Origin of the sequence: Flavobacterium album, from assembly GCF_003096035.1 — a bacterium.
Lineage (GTDB): Bacteria > Bacteroidota > Bacteroidia > Flavobacteriales > Flavobacteriaceae > Flavobacterium > Flavobacterium album.
In genome coordinates this window covers 3,202,780-3,218,978 of record NZ_CP029186.1, presented here as the reverse complement: position 1 = coordinate 3,218,978, position 16,199 = coordinate 3,202,780, and the positions used below count along the sequence as shown (strand labels likewise).

Here is a 16,199-nt window from a genome sequence, read left to right as displayed (position 1 = left end):
GTTTTCCAGTATTTGGTTAGACTATTTCTTTTTTTTCCTTTTTCGTTTCAGGTGCTCCGGGACCTGATGTTCCCCGTAGTCGGAGGCACCGTCCCCGGCAAAGAACCCCGAAAGGATAGCACCAAGGGATCCGAGGACTTCCAGTGGAAGGTCACCACGGTCCTGGTCTTGACGGAGCTCTGTTACTTCCTCCATAACGGTGCCACCTTCCTTGGCCAACTGGGTATGCCCGTTCCACAGTTCGTTGAACGCATTAGCCGAGCATTCCCTGCCGAGCATGGAGCCGTTCCAGACCATCCTTGAATCGTGGTCGACAAAGGTCATCCCGTAGATGCGTCCCTGGTCGTTCCGGAGCACTACGGTGCTCACGCCGGAGCGTATAAGGTGCCCCTTAAAGGATTCCAAGTCCTTTGCCGTATCCATTAGTGGCAGGATCAGGCCCCTGAGAGCCTTTCGGTGCGGACCTTCCTTCATGGCTTCCCCGGATCGCGCATAATGTGCTTCCAGCGCTGCCAGCCCGGCATGCCTTCCAAACAGGGAGGACTTGAAAGGCCTGCCTACCTTGGTCCCCTCTTTAAGGGCGAAGTAGGTCAGCCCCTTCCGCGGCCTTCCGAAGGATTCGCTGCTCACGGGCTCGGCCGTGATATTGAACAGGGAAAGCAAAGCGTTGTACGCCCCAAGGCTCTGGTACCTGTAATACCGGGGCAGGTGCCTGACCACTGCTGCAATCTGGGACTTGACGTCACCGCTTTGCCAGTCTACCGGCTTTAGTCGCAGGCCGGAATCATCGGATTTTTTTTCGCCCGAGGGCTTGAGCCCGTACATTTCTTCCAATTTCCTGCAGGCCTTCATCGAGCGGCGCTTCTCATAGGAGTCGGAGATCTTCCTGCCGTCACGCGCCACACAGGTCGAGACGATGTGGATGTGTGTCCGACCGATATCGGTATGCTTGAATACGGCATAGGGCTGGTCCCCGTAACCCATCTCCCGCATGTAGGCTTCGGCCATCTTCACATACTGGCCATCACTGACCCGGTCCCTGGGATCGGGATTCAGCGATATGTGCACTGCCGGATTCTCGGTACGCCTGTTGGCTGCCAGGTAGGGATCGAAGGAACGGGTGAGCTCCCGCAACGAATATTTTCCCCTGGTATTTTCCGACATCCTGTTCAGGAAGAGGATCGTGCCGTTTTCCTGTAGTACCTTCTGCAGGTTGTATTTCAGGGCTCCTGTTATGCTGGCGCCATGTCCTATCTTCGCGATCATGGCTCTTTCTTCTGGTCGAGGTACTCGGACTTGAAGGACTCGGCAAGCAGGATCACTTCCCTGCACAGCAGCGCGAGCTCGGCCGTCTGCTTCTCGAGCTTGAAGAGGTAGGCGCCGGCCTTCTTTTCGGAGAAGTTCCTGTAGAGTATCTTCACCACCTGGTTGTAGTTGGTACCGACCGACCGGAACTGGCTGAAAAGCGAGGTGAGCCGCACGTAGAAGTCATTGGCCTGCACATCGATCCTTACCGTCCTGATCTCCCTTTCAAAAAGTACGGCCGTTATGAAACGAGCCTTGCTGTCCAGCCCGGAAGCCTCGAAGAGCCTGAGGAATTTCTCATTGTCGAGGTCGTCGAGCCGGAAGACATAGCGGTGCGTCCTTGGATGCTGCTTTGGCCTGCGGCCGCCCTTTGCTGTTTTTCCCTTGTCCATATCCATTTCTTTTTTGATAAACCCCGACTTCGGAGGGCGTTTTCCGGCCCCCTGCAAGGGCAAGTTGTTTTCGGGCACCCACGGAGTTTAGGGTGCCTGAAAACACAACTTGCTCTGTTCTGCCGAACAGAAAATCCGCCCTTCGGGGCGGATTGTGTTTAGGGGGTAAAGGCCGCGGGGAAAATCCCGCTCCCAACCTGCAATTGCCATTGCCAAAGATAGGCAGGCACTGCTTTGGCCCATGCACGGGAGAATTGGCCAAAGGCTTCCTTGCGGTTCCAAAGACGGACAGCCCCGAAGATGCGATTATATACCTGTGTTCCTTTGTGCCTGGTGGCAGCCGCAATGCAGCACCTGTAGAGGTAGCCGCGTAGCTACGCAATTGCGTAGGGAAGTACGTGCTCACTGTAGTATGTGTGTGAATGGCAACATGCGTCGGCAGTACAGTATTCCCGTACCGCCATACCGGCCTGGATATGCAGCCACATACGCCTGCCGGCAGGCATGCACCGGCATATGCCAGTATTGATAGCAGTAAACACTTATAGCGATGAATATGGAAAAAGAGACAACGACACGATTTGTGGCCTTCTCGACCCAGAAGGGCGGCGTAGGCAAGAGTACCTTTACGACCCTTGTGGCCAGCCTGCTTCACTACAGGCTGGGATACAATGTTGTGGTCTTCGACTGCGATTTCCCGCAGCACAGCCTGGTACAGATGAGGGAAAGGGACCTCAAGGCGGTCATGCAGGACCAGGGCCTCAAGAAGATGGCCCAGAGGCTATTTACATCCATCGGCAAGAAGGCATACCCCGTCATACAGTGCACGGCGGACAGCTTCTGGGAACAGGCAGAGAACTATCTATCTGGCAGCGATAGCCCTGCAGACGTGGCGCTTGTGGACCTGCCGGGAACGGTCAACAGCTCAGGCGTGCTGACGCTGCTGGCAGGGGTGCATCACATCTTCGCCCCGATCACCGCCGACAGGATCGTGCTGGAGAGCACGTTGAGCTTCACCGATGTGCTTCAGAACGTCATGTCCAGGCAGGAAAATGCCAGGATCAGGACGATCAGCCTGTTCTGGAACCAGGTTGACGGCCGAGAGAAATCAGGCCTTTACGCCTCGTATGAAACCATCATCCGGGATATGGGGCTGGACCTGATGGAGTCTTTCATCACCGACAGCAAGCGCTTCCGCAAGGAAGGCATGGCCCTGCAGAGGGGCGTGTTCCGCTCCACATTGCTCCCGGCCGAGGAACGGCTGATGAGGGATTGCCGGCTTTCCGCGTTTATGGAGGAATTCTTAAAGATAACCGGATTATGAAAGCGGGCAGCGGCGGGGAAAAGGAACCCATAGACGAGAAGAGGCTGATGGAGATGATGGCAGGCGGTCGGGAACCAGACCCGCCAGCGCAGTTACGCCCTGCAGGCTCGCCAGCTGTTCAGGCAAAAAATCCAGAGCCCGTGGTTGCAAAGCAGCAGGCGAAAGACACCTATCTGGAGCTGTTCTTTTCCGAGGCGGCATCCAATGCCAGGAGCGGCAAGTCCGTGTACATCAGGCCCGAGTACCATGAGCGGCTGACGCGCATCGTACAGGTCATAGGCGGGGACAGGATATCGCTCTATTCCTATCTGGACAATGTGCTGTCGCACCACTTCGGCGAATTTTCGGCGGAGATCACCCGGAATTTTAATGAGAGCTACAAGCCAATATTATGAGAGTTGAATATATAATGATGCTCGGCCTTCTGGTCATCATCGCGCTGCTACTGCATGAGAGGCACACGGCTGGGGCACGGAATGCAAAAGGGGACGAGGGAGAGGCACCTGAGCTGCCCGACATCATGGGGAAGACAAAAAGCCAGCGACATGCCGCGCAGATGGACGACACCCCAGGACAACCGGGTAAGGGTGACAGGGAAGCCGATAATTTTACATCTGAACAATACGGGAATCCTGTTGAAGGTGAAAGTCTTCAGGAAGGACCGGAGAGGGCCAGGGGCACCATACCCGACCTTGAGGAGGAGGAAGAGGAATTGATGGCCTATGGGTTACAGGGCAGCGCAGGCGGTTTTGCCACGGGGGTTACCTTTGAGGAGCTGAGCGCCGCGGGGATGGCCATTGCGGGACAAGGTCCTGCGGCATCCTTTACGGAAGCGGAAGCAACAGTCCGCAAGATTGATGGAACCGACCTTTTGACGCTGCTCGAGAATGCCCTGGGAGATTCTTCCCGGAAGCTTGCTATACTTCTGGACAGGTCTCCCGGGCCCGACCCCGGACCTCACATCCTGCGGAACGATGATGATGGAGATTTCCGTATTGGGGATTTCCTCTAGGGGAGATGCGAAAGCCAGACCATTAGGTCTGGCTTTTTATTGATCTAAGATGTTTTCGCGAATCTTTTTTAATCGTAATACATGCCTGATAAGATGAAGCTTGCCAATTTCCGAGATCGCGTCTGTCTCGTGGTGGAAGGCCGGGTTCTTTTCAACTGATTTCTGCAGGACGTCGATGAAGAGCTGAAGATTCACCACCTGGAGTGGTTCGAGGTCCATTATATCATTCTCGATTTCTGCCGCACTGTGCGTGTTCCTGTACTGGGTATATTTTCCCATGAAACCTACCATGACGTCAGACAGCTGCGTTAGCGGACTATCTAGCGAGTCAACAAACGCGAAGCCATTAAATTCTTCGCCCTTGTCAAGTATCCTGTAACCGTCCAGAATTTTGATGATCTCTTCCTCATTGTCAAAAATGTGACTGGAGGTAGTGAAGGTATAAAGTGGATGCAGGTAAAATTGGGAAAAATCTTTAAGTAATATATGGTCCTCGTCGTCCATAACGAACGGAAGGCTTCCCTTCGCCACTGCCTTTTGCAAAATATCGTTAAGCGCTTCAATACCGGGCCTGAACTCAGGTTTATCCTTGTAAGGGGCAAAAACTTCCATAAGTTTTTGAACGAAATCTGTAAGGCTCTCAGGCTTGATGTTAGGATAGCCATAATGGTAAAACAACTGTACTACTAAATCAATTTCAAGCCTTGCCAGTTTATACAGATCATTTTTTAGGTGCATGATATAATCAGGCCCGAATTTATGTATCGTTTCGGTATCCACTATTGCTGAATCTACAATGTCAACCAGAGACCAGAAGAGGATATTGAGGCTGGAGAAGTGAAAATAGACATTGGTTTCATTAAGGAACTTAAGATATAATGTAAGTTTCCGTGACTTCAGGCAGTCCAGGAAATCTCCATGGGCTATAAGCCCGAACTTTACCTCCTTAGCTGTCTTTTGCAGCTTGAAACTGTCAATCAGATCTTTGACGTCAGGCACTTCCCCTTCTATAGCAAGGCCGCCAAGCACGAAGTTTGCCGTAAAGGTGTAGTTGAAGTCATTCTCGCGGACATAGAATGTCCTGATATTATTGGTCTCGTCATAGTAGAACGTGTAAGGCGTCTCAAAATCCAGCTTTGGATTCAGCATTTTATGCAGTTCCTTTCCCGCAGTGTATTCAGATAAGTCAAAGTCTATTTTCTTTTTTTCAGGTGTTTCCATGTGAGATTGATTTTTGGCTGCTAAGATAACTGAAAACTCTTTTATGGGTAATATAAAGCCAACTGCTTCCACAACAGGCTGCTAACTAAGCTCCGTGACGACTCCCCGATACCTTTGCCCCGAAATCCTGCCATAGGGCAGCTTAAAACATCGGCTTATGAAAACAATTGCAGACAGACTGGCTGCCACGGCACTGCTCGTGCTGGCGGCCACACAGGCCTCGGCCCAGGGTGACGGCGCGGCCGGCATCACCGAGGCGACCCAGATGGTCACCTCGTATTTCGATCCCGCCACCCAGCTCATCTACGCCATCGGCGCGGTGGTGGGACTGATCGGCGGGGTGAAGGTGTACAACAAGTTCAGCAGCGGGGACCCCGATACCAGCAAGACGGCGGCCTCATGGTTCGGCGCCTGCATCTTTTTGATCGTTGCGGCCACCGTGCTGCGCTCGTTCTTCCTTTAACCGCATTCCCATGAAAGAGTACAAGATCAACAAGGGAATCGGAAGGACCGTGGAATTCAGGGGCCTCAAGGCGCAGTACCTCTTCATCTTTGCCGGGGGCCTGCTGGGTATCCTGATCCTGGTCATGATCCTTTACATGGCCGGTGCCAACTCCTACCTGTGCCTGCTGCTTGGGGCCGTGGGAGGTGGGCTGACCGTCTGGACCACCTTCGCCCTGAACAGCAAGTACGGAGAGCACGGGCTCATGAAGAAGGGGGCCAGGGCCAGGCATCCGCGCTATATCATCTGCAGGAAGCCTGCAGGTACCGCAATTGCAAGCAACATTAAAAAGACAATCCCATGAGGAACACTTCGCGATCCGCAACCCTCGAGTCACGGCTGCCGCTCCTGGCGGTGGAGGGCAACTGCATCCTGTCCAAGGATGCCGACATAACGGCCTGCTTCGCCGTAAGGCTTCCAGAGCTCTTCACGGTGGCCCCGGCAGAATATGATGCCATCCACTCGGCCTGGCACAAGGCCATAAAGACCCTTCCCGACCATACCATCGTGCACAAGCAGGACTGGTTCCTCAAGGAGGCCTTCCGGCCCGACCTTGCCCAGGAGGGGATCAGCTTCCTGGGACGCTCGTTCCAGCGCCACTTCAACGAAAGGCCCTTCCTGGATCATTACTGCTACCTGTTCCTTACCAAGACCACCAGGGAGCGCATGCGGATGCAGAGCAACTTTTCCAGCCTCTGCCGCGGCGTGTTGGTACCCAGGGAGGCCAGGGACGGGGATTCCGCCGCCAAGTTCATGGAGGCGGTCTCGCAGTTCGAGCGCATACTGAACGATTCCGGATTGGTTTCCCTGAAGCGCCTCTCGGCTGAGGATATCCTGGGCAATGGGGCGGAGCCCGGCCTGCTCCAGGACTACCTAACCCTGAGCAAGTCCGGGACGGGCGTGCTCCAGGACATCGCCCTGGGTGCGGAGGAGGTGCGCATCGGCAACAACAGGCTCTGCCTGCACACGCTGTCCGATGCCGACGACCTGCCGGGGAGCGTCAGCCCGCAGAGCCGCTATGAGAAGCTCTCCACGGACCGCTCGGACTGCATGCTCTCCTTTGCGGCGCCCGTGGGGCTCCTGCTTGGCTGCAACCACATCTACAACCAGTACATCTTCCTGGACAACAGCGAGGACAATCTGCGGCAGTTCGAGAAGTCGGCCCGGACGATGCATTCGCTGGGCCGCTACAGCAGGAGCAACCAGATCAACAGGGAATGGATCGAGCGCTACCTCAATGAGGCGCACTCCTACGGCTGGCCGTCGGTCAGGGCGCATTTCAATGTCATGGCGTGGTCGGACGATCCCCAGGAGCTCAAGCAGCTCAGGAACGATACGGGAAGCGCCCTGGCGCTGATGGAATGCAAGCCACGCCACAACACGGTCGATGCGGCCACGCTCTACTGGGCGGCTATGCCGGGCAACGCCGGGGACTTTCCCGCCGAGGAGGGCTACTATACCTTCATCGAGCCGGCGCTCTGCCTCTTCAACCAGGAGACCAACTACCGCAGCTCGTCCTCGCCCTTCGGCATCAAGATGGCGGACCGCCTCACGGGCAGCCCCATCCACCTTGACCTTTCGGACCTTCCGATGAAGCGGGGCGTGATCACCAACAGGAACAAGTTCATACTGGGGCCCTCGGGATCGGGCAAGTCGTTCTTCACCAACCATATGGTGAGACAGTACTACGAGCAGGGTGCGCACGTGCTGCTGGTGGACACAGGGAACAGCTACCAGGGCCTCTGCGAGCTGGTCAGGAGCCGCACCTCGGGAGAGGACGGGGTATACTTCACCTATACCGAGGAGAACCCGATAGCCTTCAATCCCTTCTACACCGAGGACGGCGTGTACGACATCGAGAAGCGGGAGAGCATCAAGACCCTGATCCTGACCCTGTGGAAGCGCGACAACGAGCCCCCGACGCGCGCCGAGGAGGTGGCGCTCTCCAATGCCGTAAGCGGCTACATCGAGAGGATCCGCCATGATGCGGGCCAGGCCGGCTTCAACGGCTTCTACGAATACGTGGGGCAGGACTACAGGCAGGTGCTGGAGGAGAAGAGGGTCAGGGAAAAGGATTTCGACCTGGCCAACTTCCTCAATGTGCTGGAGCCCTACTACAGGGGCGGGGAATACGACTACCTGCTGAATTCGGACCGGCAGCTGGACTTGCTCTCCAAGCGGTTCATCGTCTTCGAGATTGACGCCATCAAGGAGCACAAGATACTCTTCCCGATCGTGACGATCATCATCATGGAGGTCTTCATCAACAAGATGAGAAGGCTCAAGGGGGTGCGCAAGCTCATCCTTATCGAGGAGGCGTGGAAGGCTATAGCAAAGGAAGGTATGGCCGAATACATAAAGTATCTGTTCAAGACGGTGAGGAAATTCTTCGGGGAGGCCATAGTGGTCACCCAGGAGGTGGACGACATCATACAGTCGCCGATTGTCAAGGAAAGCATCATCAACAATTCCGACTGCAAGATCTTGCTGGACCAGCGCAAGTACATGAACAAGTTCGACGATATACAGGCCATGCTGGGCCTTACCGACAAGGAAAAGGCACAGGTGCTTTCCATCAACATGAACAACAGCCCCTCGAGGCTGTACAAGGAGGTCTGGATCGGGCTGGGCGGCACGCAGTCGGCGGTATATGCCACGGAGGTGAGCCTGGAGGAATACCTTGCCTATACGACCGAGGAGACCGAAAAGATGGAGGTGATGGCCCTGGCGGCGGAGCTGGGCGGGAACGTCGAGCTGGCCATCCGAAGGATTGCGGCAAGGCGCCGCGAGGAACAACCAACGTAACATTTTAAAACCACAAATATGAAAAATCTGATTATCACAATCGGGGCGTGGTGCTGCCTGGCAGCGGCCCCGGCAAGGGCACAGTGGGTCGTGAGCGACCCGACCAACCTGGCACAGGGCATCGTCAATACGGCCGAGCAGATCGTGCACACCTCGGCCACGGCCAGCAGCATGCTCGACAATTTCAAGGAGGTCCAGAAGGTCTACAATCAGGGCAAGGAGTACTACGACGCGCTCAAGGCGGTCAACAACCTGGTCAAGGACGCCAGGAAGGTACAGGAGACCGTGCTGATGGTGGGAGACATCTCGGAGCTCTACGTCACCAATTTCGGAAGGATGATGAACGATCCGAACTTCTCTGCCAGCGAGCTGGCAGCAATAGGCAGCGGCTATTCCAAGCTGCTGAACGAGAGTACGGGCCTTTTGGACGAGCTTAGGCAGATCGTGAACGCCTCGAGCCTTTCGCTGAGCGACAAGGAGCGCATGGACATCATCGACAGGGTCCACGGCAGGGTAAAGAATTATTACAACCTGGTGCGCTACTACACCAACAAGAACATTTCGGTGAGCTTCCTCAGGGCCAAGAAGAAGAACGATACCAGGCGCGTGCTGGAGCTCTACGGTACCCCTGACCAGAAATACTGGTAGGCGATGGTACTGCAAGCAGATTTCAGCAGCCTGCACGAGGTATTGCGCTCGCTGTACGACGACATGATGCCGCTCTCGGCAGAGATGGCCGTTGTTGCCAAGGGGCTTGGCGGGCTTGGCGCGCTGTTCTACGTCGCCCTGAAGGTATGGCAGGCCCTGAGCAGGGCGGAGCCCATAGACGTGTTCCCGCTGCTGCGTCCCTTTGCCCTGGGCCTCTGCATCATGTTCTTCCCGACCATGGTCCTGGGCACCATCAATGCGGTACTCAGCCCGATTGTCAGGGGAACCCACGGCATACTGGAGGGCCAGGTACTGGACCTCAATACGCTGCAGGAACAGAAGGACCGGCTGGAGCACGAGGCGATGCTCCGCAATCCCGAGACGGCCTACCTGGTCTCCGACGAGGAGTTCGACCGGCAGCTTGACGAGCTGGGCTGGTCGCCCTCGGACCTGGCCACCATGTCGGGCATGTACCTTGAGCGTGGCATGTTCCAGCTCGAGAAGAGCATGAGGGACGGTTTCAGGGAACTCCTTGAGATCCTGTTCCAGTCCGCCGCACTGGTGATCGACACCATCAGGACCTTCTTCCTGATCGTGCTCTCGATCCTGGGACCCATTGCCTTTGCCATCAGCATCTGGGACGGCTTCCAGTCCACGCTGACGCAGTGGCTGACGCGCTATGTCTCGGTTTACCTCTGGCTACCGGTGGCCGACCTGTTCAGCTCCATGCTGGCAAGGATACAGTCCTTGGTACTCCAGCAGGACATTGAGAACCTTTCCGACCCTAATTTTATCCCGGATACCTCCAATACGGTATACATCATCTTCATGATCATCGGCATCATCGGCTACTTTACGATCCCGACGGTAACCGGGTGGGTGATACAGGCCGGCGGGATGGGGAATTTCAGCCGCAATGTCAACCAGACCGCACAGAAGGCAGGCAATGTTGCAGGCGCAGGCGCAGGAAGCGCGGTAGGGAACATAGGAGGAAGGCTATTGAAATGATAACTTCAAATAAAAGCACATAAGATATGGAATTCAAGACACTAAGGAACATCGAGAACAGCTTCAGGCAGATCCGGCTCTATGCAATCCTCTTTGCCGTGCTCTGCGGCCTGGTCACGGGATTCGCCATCTGGAAGTCCTACGGATTCGCCCAGGAGCAGCGCCAGAAGATCTACGTGCTGGACAGCGGGAAGTCGCTGATGCTTGCCCTGTCACAGGATGCTGCAAGCAACAGGCCCGTGGAGGCCAGGGAGCACGTAAGGCGCTTCCATGAGCTGTTCTTCACGCTGGCCCCGGACAAGGGCGCCATCGAGGGCAACATGAGAAGGGCCTTCAGCCTTGCCGACAAGACGGCCTTCGACTATTACAAGGACCTTGCCGAGAAGGGCTACTACAATAGGATCATCTCGGGCAACGTGCAGCAGCGCATCGAGGTGGACAGCATCCGCTGCGACTTTGACACGCATCCCTACAGGACGGTGACCTACGCACGGCAGTACATCATTCGTACGAGCAACATTACCAGGAGAAGCCTGGTCACATCCTGCTTCCTTGCCAATTCGGTACGATCGGACGGCAATCCGCAGGGCTTCAATATCGAGCGCTTCAGGATCGAGGAGAACAGGGACATTGAGGTAATACCGCGCCAGCCATGAAGCGGCTGATAGGGGCGGGCCCAAAATGGGACCAGCGGCTTGACGAGCGCTGGAGGGCGCTGCCGCGCAGGATACAGCGCAGGTGGGTGGCGGGAAGTTTCCTGCTCTACGTACTGCTGGCGGCCCTGGTGCTCGTGCAGGTCAGGAGGGAGCTGGCAGGGGCCGCCCCTGCCGATCTGGGGACGATACGCAATCCAATAACGGAAGAGACGAACAATTCATCAAAAAAGGAAAGCAAATGAAAGAAAAGCAGCAGAAGCCGGAGATCTTCATCAGTGAGGGCCCGGCAGGAAAGAGGGAGCACGGGGGCTCCGATACCGGGGCAAGGCTAAAGAAGTATGGCGTCATCGGCCTTATGGTGATTGCTTTCGCAGGATGCCTGTACATGATCTTTTCGCCCTCGCAGGAGCAGGCCGAAAAGGAGCGTGAAGGCATCGGAGCGAACCAGGCAGTCCCGCAGGCAAGCGAGGCGGCCATGCCCTCGGACAAGGGCAAGGCATACGAGCAGGAACTGCTCAAGGAGCGCGACGAGGAGAAAAGCAGGGCCATTTCGACCCTGTCGGACTATTGGCAGGATTCCCAGGGCGGCGACACGCTGGCACAGGAACCCAGTGTACCAGAAGCCAAGGTCCCGGGGCTGGAAAGCTACCGCAATGCCCGGCAGAGCCTGGGCAGCTTCTACCGCAATGACGAGAGCAGCCAGATGAAGGAAGAGCTTGAAAGCCTCAGGAGGCAGCTTGCCGAGGGGTCCCGGAAGCCTCCAGGAAACAATCTGGACAGCCAGCTGGCACTCATGGAAAAATCCTACCAGATGGCCTCCAAGTACTTTCCGGGGGGCAAACCCCAGGATCCGGGCGACCAGCAGGGGAGTGTGGCAGAGGAGCCTTTCGAACCCGTGCATGCGGCAAGCGGCGGGGTGGTCTCGCTGCTGGGGCAGGTCAGCACTGAAGGGACCTCCGGTGATCAAAAGAATGGCATCAGGGCCTGTGTCCATCAGGGTCAGATCGTTATCCCGGGGGCTCCCGTGCAGCTCAGGCTCATGGAACCTGCAACGTTCTCCTCGGGAACCATACGGGCCGGCAGCCTGGTGACGGCGCTGGCCAAGTTCGACGCCGGCAGGCTGCAGCTCCAGGTCACCTCGCTGGTCGCTGACGGCTCCATAGTCCCGGTAAGCCTGGAGGCCTATGATACCGACGGGCAGAAGGGGCTCCATATACCCTACAACCCCGAGGCGGGTGCCCTGAACCAGATTGCGGGGAACATGGCAGGCACGGGAGGCACCAGCATCATGATGACCCGGTCTGCTGGCCAGCAGATGGCGGCCGACCTGGGCCGGGGGGTAGTGCAGGGCGTCTCTGGCTATTTCTCCAAGAGGGTGAAGTTGGCCAAGGTACACCTTCCTGCATCCTACGAACTCTACCTGGTATCGAAGAAATAATAACAAGCTAAAATTAAAATCACACAGTATGAAAAAACTATTAAGCATTACGGCCACACTGCTGGCACTGCTGGGCGGCCCTTGTGCCAGCCATGCACAGAATTTTGAAAACGGAATCACAAGCCTGGAGATGGGCAGGTTGGAGGCCTTCGAGATGCAGGTCACCTATGGAAAGACCACCCATGTCATCTTTCCCACCGCCATCCGCTATGTCGACCTGGGCAGCGACAACCTTGCTGCCGGCAAGGCGGAGGACGCAGGGAACGTGCTGCGCATCAAGGCCTCCAGGCCGGGTTTTGAGGAAGAGACCAATTTCTCGGTCATCACCGATGACGGCAGGTTTTATGCCTTCAACGTATGCTACAGCCAGCAGCCGCAGGTACTCAGCTATGACCTGCTCAAGATGCGCAGCGCCTTAGGGCAGGCTGCCAGCGAGAGGGTGCTGTTCGAGGACCTTGCCGACAGCCCTCCCTCTCTTGCCGGCCTTCTGATGCAGGTCATCCATACCAGGGACCGCAGGACTTTAAAGCACCTTGCTTCCAAGAGCTACGGGATAACCTTTGCGGTCAAGGGCATCTATACCCATGGCGGAAAGTTCTATTTCCATACCGAGCTCCAGAACAGTACCGGTATTCCTTTCAGGACGGACTTTATGACCTTCAGGGTGGCGGACAAGAAGGTCGGAAGGCGCGCCGTGGCACAGGACCGCGTGCTGGTGCCCCTGAGGAGCTACATGCCACTGGACGACGTGGGAACCAGATCAAAGAAGGCAAACGTCTTCCTGCTGGACTATTTCACCCTTTCCCAGGAAAAGGAGCTGGTGGTCGAGGTATTTGAAAAGTACGGCAACAGGAACCAGTCCATACATGTCGGGTTTTCCGACCTGCTAAAGGCACAGGCGCTCGATGGGCTGAAACTGAAATATTAAGGAATCATGAAAGAGACAGTAAAATATCTGGCCGTCATGGTGATGGGCCTGCTGGCCTGCCATGAGGCGGTGGCGCAACGGATGGTAAGAGGCCCGGTGGGCTTCGAGATCGGGGCGGGTACGTTTGATGCCGGCAGCCCCATGAAAAACTTTTCACTTAATGCGGCAATGGTCGTCTATGGAAGCGGGGGAAATTACCAGCGCTACGGGCTGGAGTATGCGCACCGCCAATACCATTACCAGGATTTGCCGGTTCCCTATGAGAGCTATATCCTAGAGGCCGGCTACAGCCTCCAGCTTTTGGGAAATCCTGCAAGGAGCCTGGCCCTGAATGCGGGGCTGGGGGCAGTGGCGGGCTACGAGTCCTACAACAAGGGGAAACGAGAATTTCCCGACGGGGCCAGGCTGCATGACAGGGACGGTATCCCTTACGGGGTGCAGGGGACAGTATCTTTCGAGGCCTGGATTTCCGATCGCATCGTACTGGTTTTGCAGGGCAGCTGCAAGGCTCTATGGGGCACATCAGCAAAGCAGCTGAGGCCCTTGTCTGTCATTGGTATACGTTATAATCTAAACTAGGTAACATGAAAAGAATTTATAAAAACTATTTCGGCGTGCGTGGCCTATTTTGCCTTGCAGTTGTAATCACTGCAGGCCTGGCCCTATCTTGTGATACCGGCAACCTGGAGGTAAAGCAGGATTTTCCCTTCGAGGTCAATGCAATGCCCGTCCCTGATGGAATCGCTATTGGCGAGACCGTCGAGATCAGGCTGGCTATTGTGCCGGAAGCCTTCTATGCTGGGGCACGATACTACATCCGTTACTTCCAATACGAGGGGGCAGGGCACCTGCGCTGTCAGGATGACCCGCCGTACATTGGCAACGACCTCTATCCGCTGGAGCAGAGAAATTTCAGGCTTTACTATACATCGGGGTCGACGGGGACACATTCCTTCGATATCTGGATATCCGATAGTTTTGGCAACGAGAGGCAGCTGCATTTCGAGTTCAGGAGCCGTGGTCAGTGAGCTTCAAGGAATCTGAAACCTAAGGAGGAGCCCTGATGGCCCTCGTGCAAAAAAACAGCAACCGCTTCGGCATTGCAGCACCTGGTGCGCCTGTCGAAGTGGTTGCTTCATTTTTAGGAGCGTGGAGGCTTTCCCGAGTATGCGAGGGAGTGCCTGCACGATGGCGGCCGCCTGAAAAGGAAAGCTGTCAAAATGTAAAGCCCGGCCTTGGTGGCCGGGCCTTTCTAAATCCCTTACAGGCTTTCATCAGCTTGCACTTCTATATCGTTTATCCGTGCCTTCCTCTCCAGCAGGGTCTCCAGTATTTCCAGATTGCTCTCGTAGGTCTCGCCCTCGAAATAGTAGGCGTCCTGCTCGTCGTCGTACACGTACGCGTCGAAATCGTCATTGTCCAGACAGATGTCCTCTAGCAAGCCGTCCTCAAATTTGGCCTTTCCGAAGACCAAGCAGCCCGATTCCTCATAATCCTGGGTGAAGGCGGCGCCGTAATGCTTCGCGATTGAAACGAGCGCCTCGGTGTTCGGGGCCCATTTGGTCTCGTATTGGTAGACGCACAGCTCATCCTCTTCAAAATAGATATTAAAGAAATAGCCGCCGTCAGTGTCCGTAAATTCAGGAAGCTGCCCGTGTCCCGTGCTTTCTTCCTTTGCCTTCATCCCGCTGAAGAGCTCGCGTATGTTGCCGAGGGCATTCTCATCTCCCTGAAAAATTACCCAGTTGCTGCACCAGTTTGCCATGGCTTGTAGTTTTTAAGGTTCGGGCACTTGCCGAGGCATGCGCCCGAACAGGTTTGTAATCAGTTTAAAATCGCAATTCCTTTCTCTGCAAAGCCCGTGCACAGGTCGAATGCCTTCTGGCCCTTGGCCTGCGCCGTGCCGCCCAGCACGATGTTCTGTAGCTTTGCCTCTTCATTCTTGTACTTCCTTACGTTCTGGAAGTAGCCCGTCACTGCATTGTAAGCGCCGAAGAGCGTGCCCTTGGTGGTATCCATCTGCTGGGAGTCGCTCACCATCGCATAGGCGAAGGCGTCCTCGACCGTATTTTTAAAAATGGCGGAATTCTCGTCCGCATTGCCGTTTTTGATGTTCTCCAGTGTGGCCTGATTGGGGCAGAGGGCCACCTCAAGGATTTTCCTGAGCTCGGTGTCTGTGACCTTTACCCTGGCCCAGTGGTTGAAGATGTCCTCCAGTCTTGAGCTGAACCTGTCGGCAACGCCCATGACCTTGTGCGCATTTTCCAAGCGCTGTTTTGCGCCAGAGGTGTGTTTGATGCGTACCACGTTGCTCATCTGCCTCAGCGAGGCATTCAGGGTGTTCTGGCAGACAATCCTGATAGGGGTGAAGGCGGCCGTGATGCTGCCGCTCCCGTCGTGCGAGGTTGTCAGGAAGATGTACTTCTCGGTAACGTCATCGCCACTGCCCACCCTGATATAGTCGGGCAGCTTGGCAGTAATGAAAATTCTCTCGCCCCTTCCAAGTGCGCCCGCGGTCTCGTAGAGTATCCCGTCATTCCCGCCAACGATGGCATCGAAGAATGAAAAGGCCTCGCGGTTCTGCACAATCTGGTAGTCTTTTCCCACCACGTCAAAAGCTTGGTTGGTGTCGCTGCGGTAGGTGCCGAATCGCTCAGGAATCTCTATATCGATTCCCCTGGCTGGCTCGCCGTCGTGCTGGCCCATAGTGCCTACATTTTTAATTATTACGGGCTTCTTGAGTACTTCGTAATCAAGCCCCGCGTGCTTGATGGCCTCCTCGCTTGTTGGATAGTCGCTCACAATCTGTCCCAGTCCGTGCCATGCCTTCTGCTGGACGCTGAAAAAGGAGTAGCGTCCCGTGTTCTCGTTGAAATTGAGGTTGTGTCCCATGATTTCTAAAATTTAGATTAAACAAATTCCCAGTTTCCTGATTCCCCAGCTCGCCTTGCTTCGCATAT

20 protein-coding genes are annotated in these 16,199 nt (G+C 55.7%); 15 read left to right on the top strand and 5 right to left on the bottom strand.

What is annotated here, in order from left to right; all coding sequences use genetic code 11:
- Positions 1 to 21: 21 nt before the first annotated feature.
- Both mobB and mobA read right to left on the bottom strand, forming a co-directional pair.
- Positions 22 to 1,266, bottom strand: a complete 1,245-nt coding sequence (gene mobB / locus HYN59_RS14710) for a conjugal transfer protein MobB (RefSeq protein WP_108779004.1) — start codon at positions 1,264 to 1,266, stop codon at positions 22 to 24.
- Entirely contained in the window at positions 1,263 to 1,703 is a 441-nt protein-coding gene (gene mobA / locus HYN59_RS14705) for a conjugal transfer protein MobA (RefSeq protein WP_483866655.1), read from the bottom strand. The genes mobB and mobA overlap by 4 nt, the downstream gene beginning before the upstream one ends.
- A gap of 203 nt (positions 1,704 to 1,906) precedes the next feature.
- On the opposite strand from mobA, the gene HYN59_RS17995 reads away from it, so the two are divergent.
- The 4 genes from HYN59_RS17995 (at position 1,907) to HYN59_RS14690 (ending at position 4,033) form a co-directional block, all read left to right on the top strand.
- Complete coding sequence (locus tag HYN59_RS17995; RefSeq protein ID WP_181369448.1) at positions 1,907 to 2,071, top strand: hypothetical protein; 165 nt, start codon at positions 1,907 to 1,909, stop codon at positions 2,069 to 2,071.
- 182 nt (positions 2,072 to 2,253) lie between these two features.
- Positions 2,254 to 3,021 carry a ParA family protein gene (locus HYN59_RS14700; RefSeq protein ID WP_108779757.1) on the top strand — a complete coding sequence of 256 codons (768 nt, stop codon included), beginning with the start codon at positions 2,254 to 2,256 and terminating at the stop codon, positions 3,019 to 3,021.
- 140 nt (positions 3,022 to 3,161) lie between these two features.
- Positions 3,162 to 3,416, top strand: coding sequence for a DUF3408 domain-containing protein (locus HYN59_RS18465; protein WP_425433048.1), 255 nt, complete (start codon positions 3,162 to 3,164; stop codon positions 3,414 to 3,416).
- Between the two features lie 125 nt (positions 3,417 to 3,541).
- Entirely contained in the window at positions 3,542 to 4,033 is a 492-nt protein-coding gene (locus tag HYN59_RS14690) for a conjugal transfer protein TraD (RefSeq protein ID WP_146185954.1), read from the top strand.
- Positions 4,034 to 4,069: 36 nt separating this feature from the next.
- Here HYN59_RS14690 and HYN59_RS14685 read toward each other — a convergent pair whose 3' ends face one another.
- On the bottom strand, positions 4,070 to 5,254 hold the full coding sequence (locus HYN59_RS14685) for a DUF3800 domain-containing protein (RefSeq protein WP_219928783.1): 1,185 nt from the start codon (positions 5,252 to 5,254) through the stop codon (positions 4,070 to 4,072).
- A gap of 157 nt (positions 5,255 to 5,411) precedes the next feature.
- On the opposite strand from HYN59_RS14685, the gene HYN59_RS14680 reads away from it, so the two are divergent.
- From HYN59_RS14680 to HYN59_RS14630, 11 genes are all read left to right on the top strand, one after another.
- A complete protein-coding gene (locus HYN59_RS14680; RefSeq protein WP_108779001.1) occupies positions 5,412 to 5,717 on the top strand; it encodes a DUF4134 domain-containing protein in 306 nt (101 codons plus the stop codon).
- 10 nt (positions 5,718 to 5,727) lie between these two features.
- Complete coding sequence (locus HYN59_RS14675; RefSeq protein ID WP_108779000.1) at positions 5,728 to 6,060, top strand: DUF4133 domain-containing protein; 333 nt, start codon at positions 5,728 to 5,730, stop codon at positions 6,058 to 6,060.
- On the top strand, positions 6,057 to 8,561 hold the full coding sequence (locus HYN59_RS14670) for a TraG family conjugative transposon ATPase (RefSeq protein WP_108778999.1): 2,505 nt from the start codon (positions 6,057 to 6,059) through the stop codon (positions 8,559 to 8,561). Before HYN59_RS14675 ends, HYN59_RS14670 begins: the two co-directional genes overlap by 4 nt.
- Positions 8,562 to 8,579: 18 nt before the next feature.
- Positions 8,580 to 9,209 carry a DUF4141 domain-containing protein gene (locus HYN59_RS14665; protein WP_108778998.1) on the top strand — a complete coding sequence of 210 codons (630 nt, stop codon included), beginning with the start codon at positions 8,580 to 8,582 and terminating at the stop codon, positions 9,207 to 9,209.
- A gap of 3 nt (positions 9,210 to 9,212) precedes the next feature.
- Positions 9,213 to 10,217 carry a conjugative transposon protein TraJ gene (traJ, locus tag HYN59_RS14660; protein ID WP_108778997.1) on the top strand — a complete coding sequence of 335 codons (1,005 nt, stop codon included), beginning with the start codon at positions 9,213 to 9,215 and terminating at the stop codon, positions 10,215 to 10,217.
- A gap of 26 nt (positions 10,218 to 10,243) precedes the next feature.
- Positions 10,244 to 10,873: a conjugative transposon protein TraK gene (gene traK / locus HYN59_RS14655; protein ID WP_108778996.1), complete on the top strand. Its 630-nt coding sequence runs from the start codon at positions 10,244 to 10,246 to the stop codon at positions 10,871 to 10,873.
- On the top strand, positions 10,870 to 11,115 hold the full coding sequence (locus HYN59_RS14650) for a hypothetical protein (RefSeq protein ID WP_108778995.1): 246 nt from the start codon (positions 10,870 to 10,872) through the stop codon (positions 11,113 to 11,115). Before traK ends, HYN59_RS14650 begins: the two co-directional genes overlap by 4 nt.
- The gene (gene traM / locus HYN59_RS14645; RefSeq protein ID WP_108778994.1) at positions 11,112 to 12,311 is read left to right on the top strand and encodes a conjugative transposon protein TraM; all 1,200 of its coding nucleotides are present in this window, start codon (positions 11,112 to 11,114) and stop codon (positions 12,309 to 12,311) included. Before HYN59_RS14650 ends, traM begins: the two co-directional genes overlap by 4 nt.
- Positions 12,312 to 12,339: 28 nt before the next feature.
- Positions 12,340 to 13,239, top strand: coding sequence for a conjugative transposon protein TraN (traN, locus tag HYN59_RS14640; protein WP_108778993.1), 900 nt, complete (start codon positions 12,340 to 12,342; stop codon positions 13,237 to 13,239).
- Between the two features lie 81 nt (positions 13,240 to 13,320).
- Positions 13,321 to 13,818, top strand: coding sequence for a conjugal transfer protein TraO (locus HYN59_RS14635; protein WP_181369447.1), 498 nt, complete (start codon positions 13,321 to 13,323; stop codon positions 13,816 to 13,818).
- Between the two features lie 5 nt (positions 13,819 to 13,823).
- On the top strand, positions 13,824 to 14,267 hold the full coding sequence (locus tag HYN59_RS14630; protein ID WP_108778991.1) for a DUF3872 domain-containing protein: 444 nt from the start codon (positions 13,824 to 13,826) through the stop codon (positions 14,265 to 14,267).
- A 233-nt stretch (positions 14,268 to 14,500) separates the two neighbouring features.
- Here HYN59_RS14630 and HYN59_RS14625 read toward each other — a convergent pair whose 3' ends face one another.
- The gene (locus HYN59_RS14625; protein ID WP_108778990.1) at positions 14,501 to 15,004 is read right to left on the bottom strand and encodes a DUF1281 family ferredoxin-like fold protein; all 504 of its coding nucleotides are present in this window, start codon (positions 15,002 to 15,004) and stop codon (positions 14,501 to 14,503) included.
- A gap of 59 nt (positions 15,005 to 15,063) precedes the next feature.
- Positions 15,064 to 16,131 (bottom strand): DUF932 domain-containing protein, encoded by a 1,068-nt coding sequence (locus tag HYN59_RS14620; protein WP_108778989.1) that lies wholly within the window; start codon positions 16,129 to 16,131, stop codon positions 15,064 to 15,066.
- Between the last annotated feature and the right edge of the window lie 68 nt (positions 16,132 to 16,199).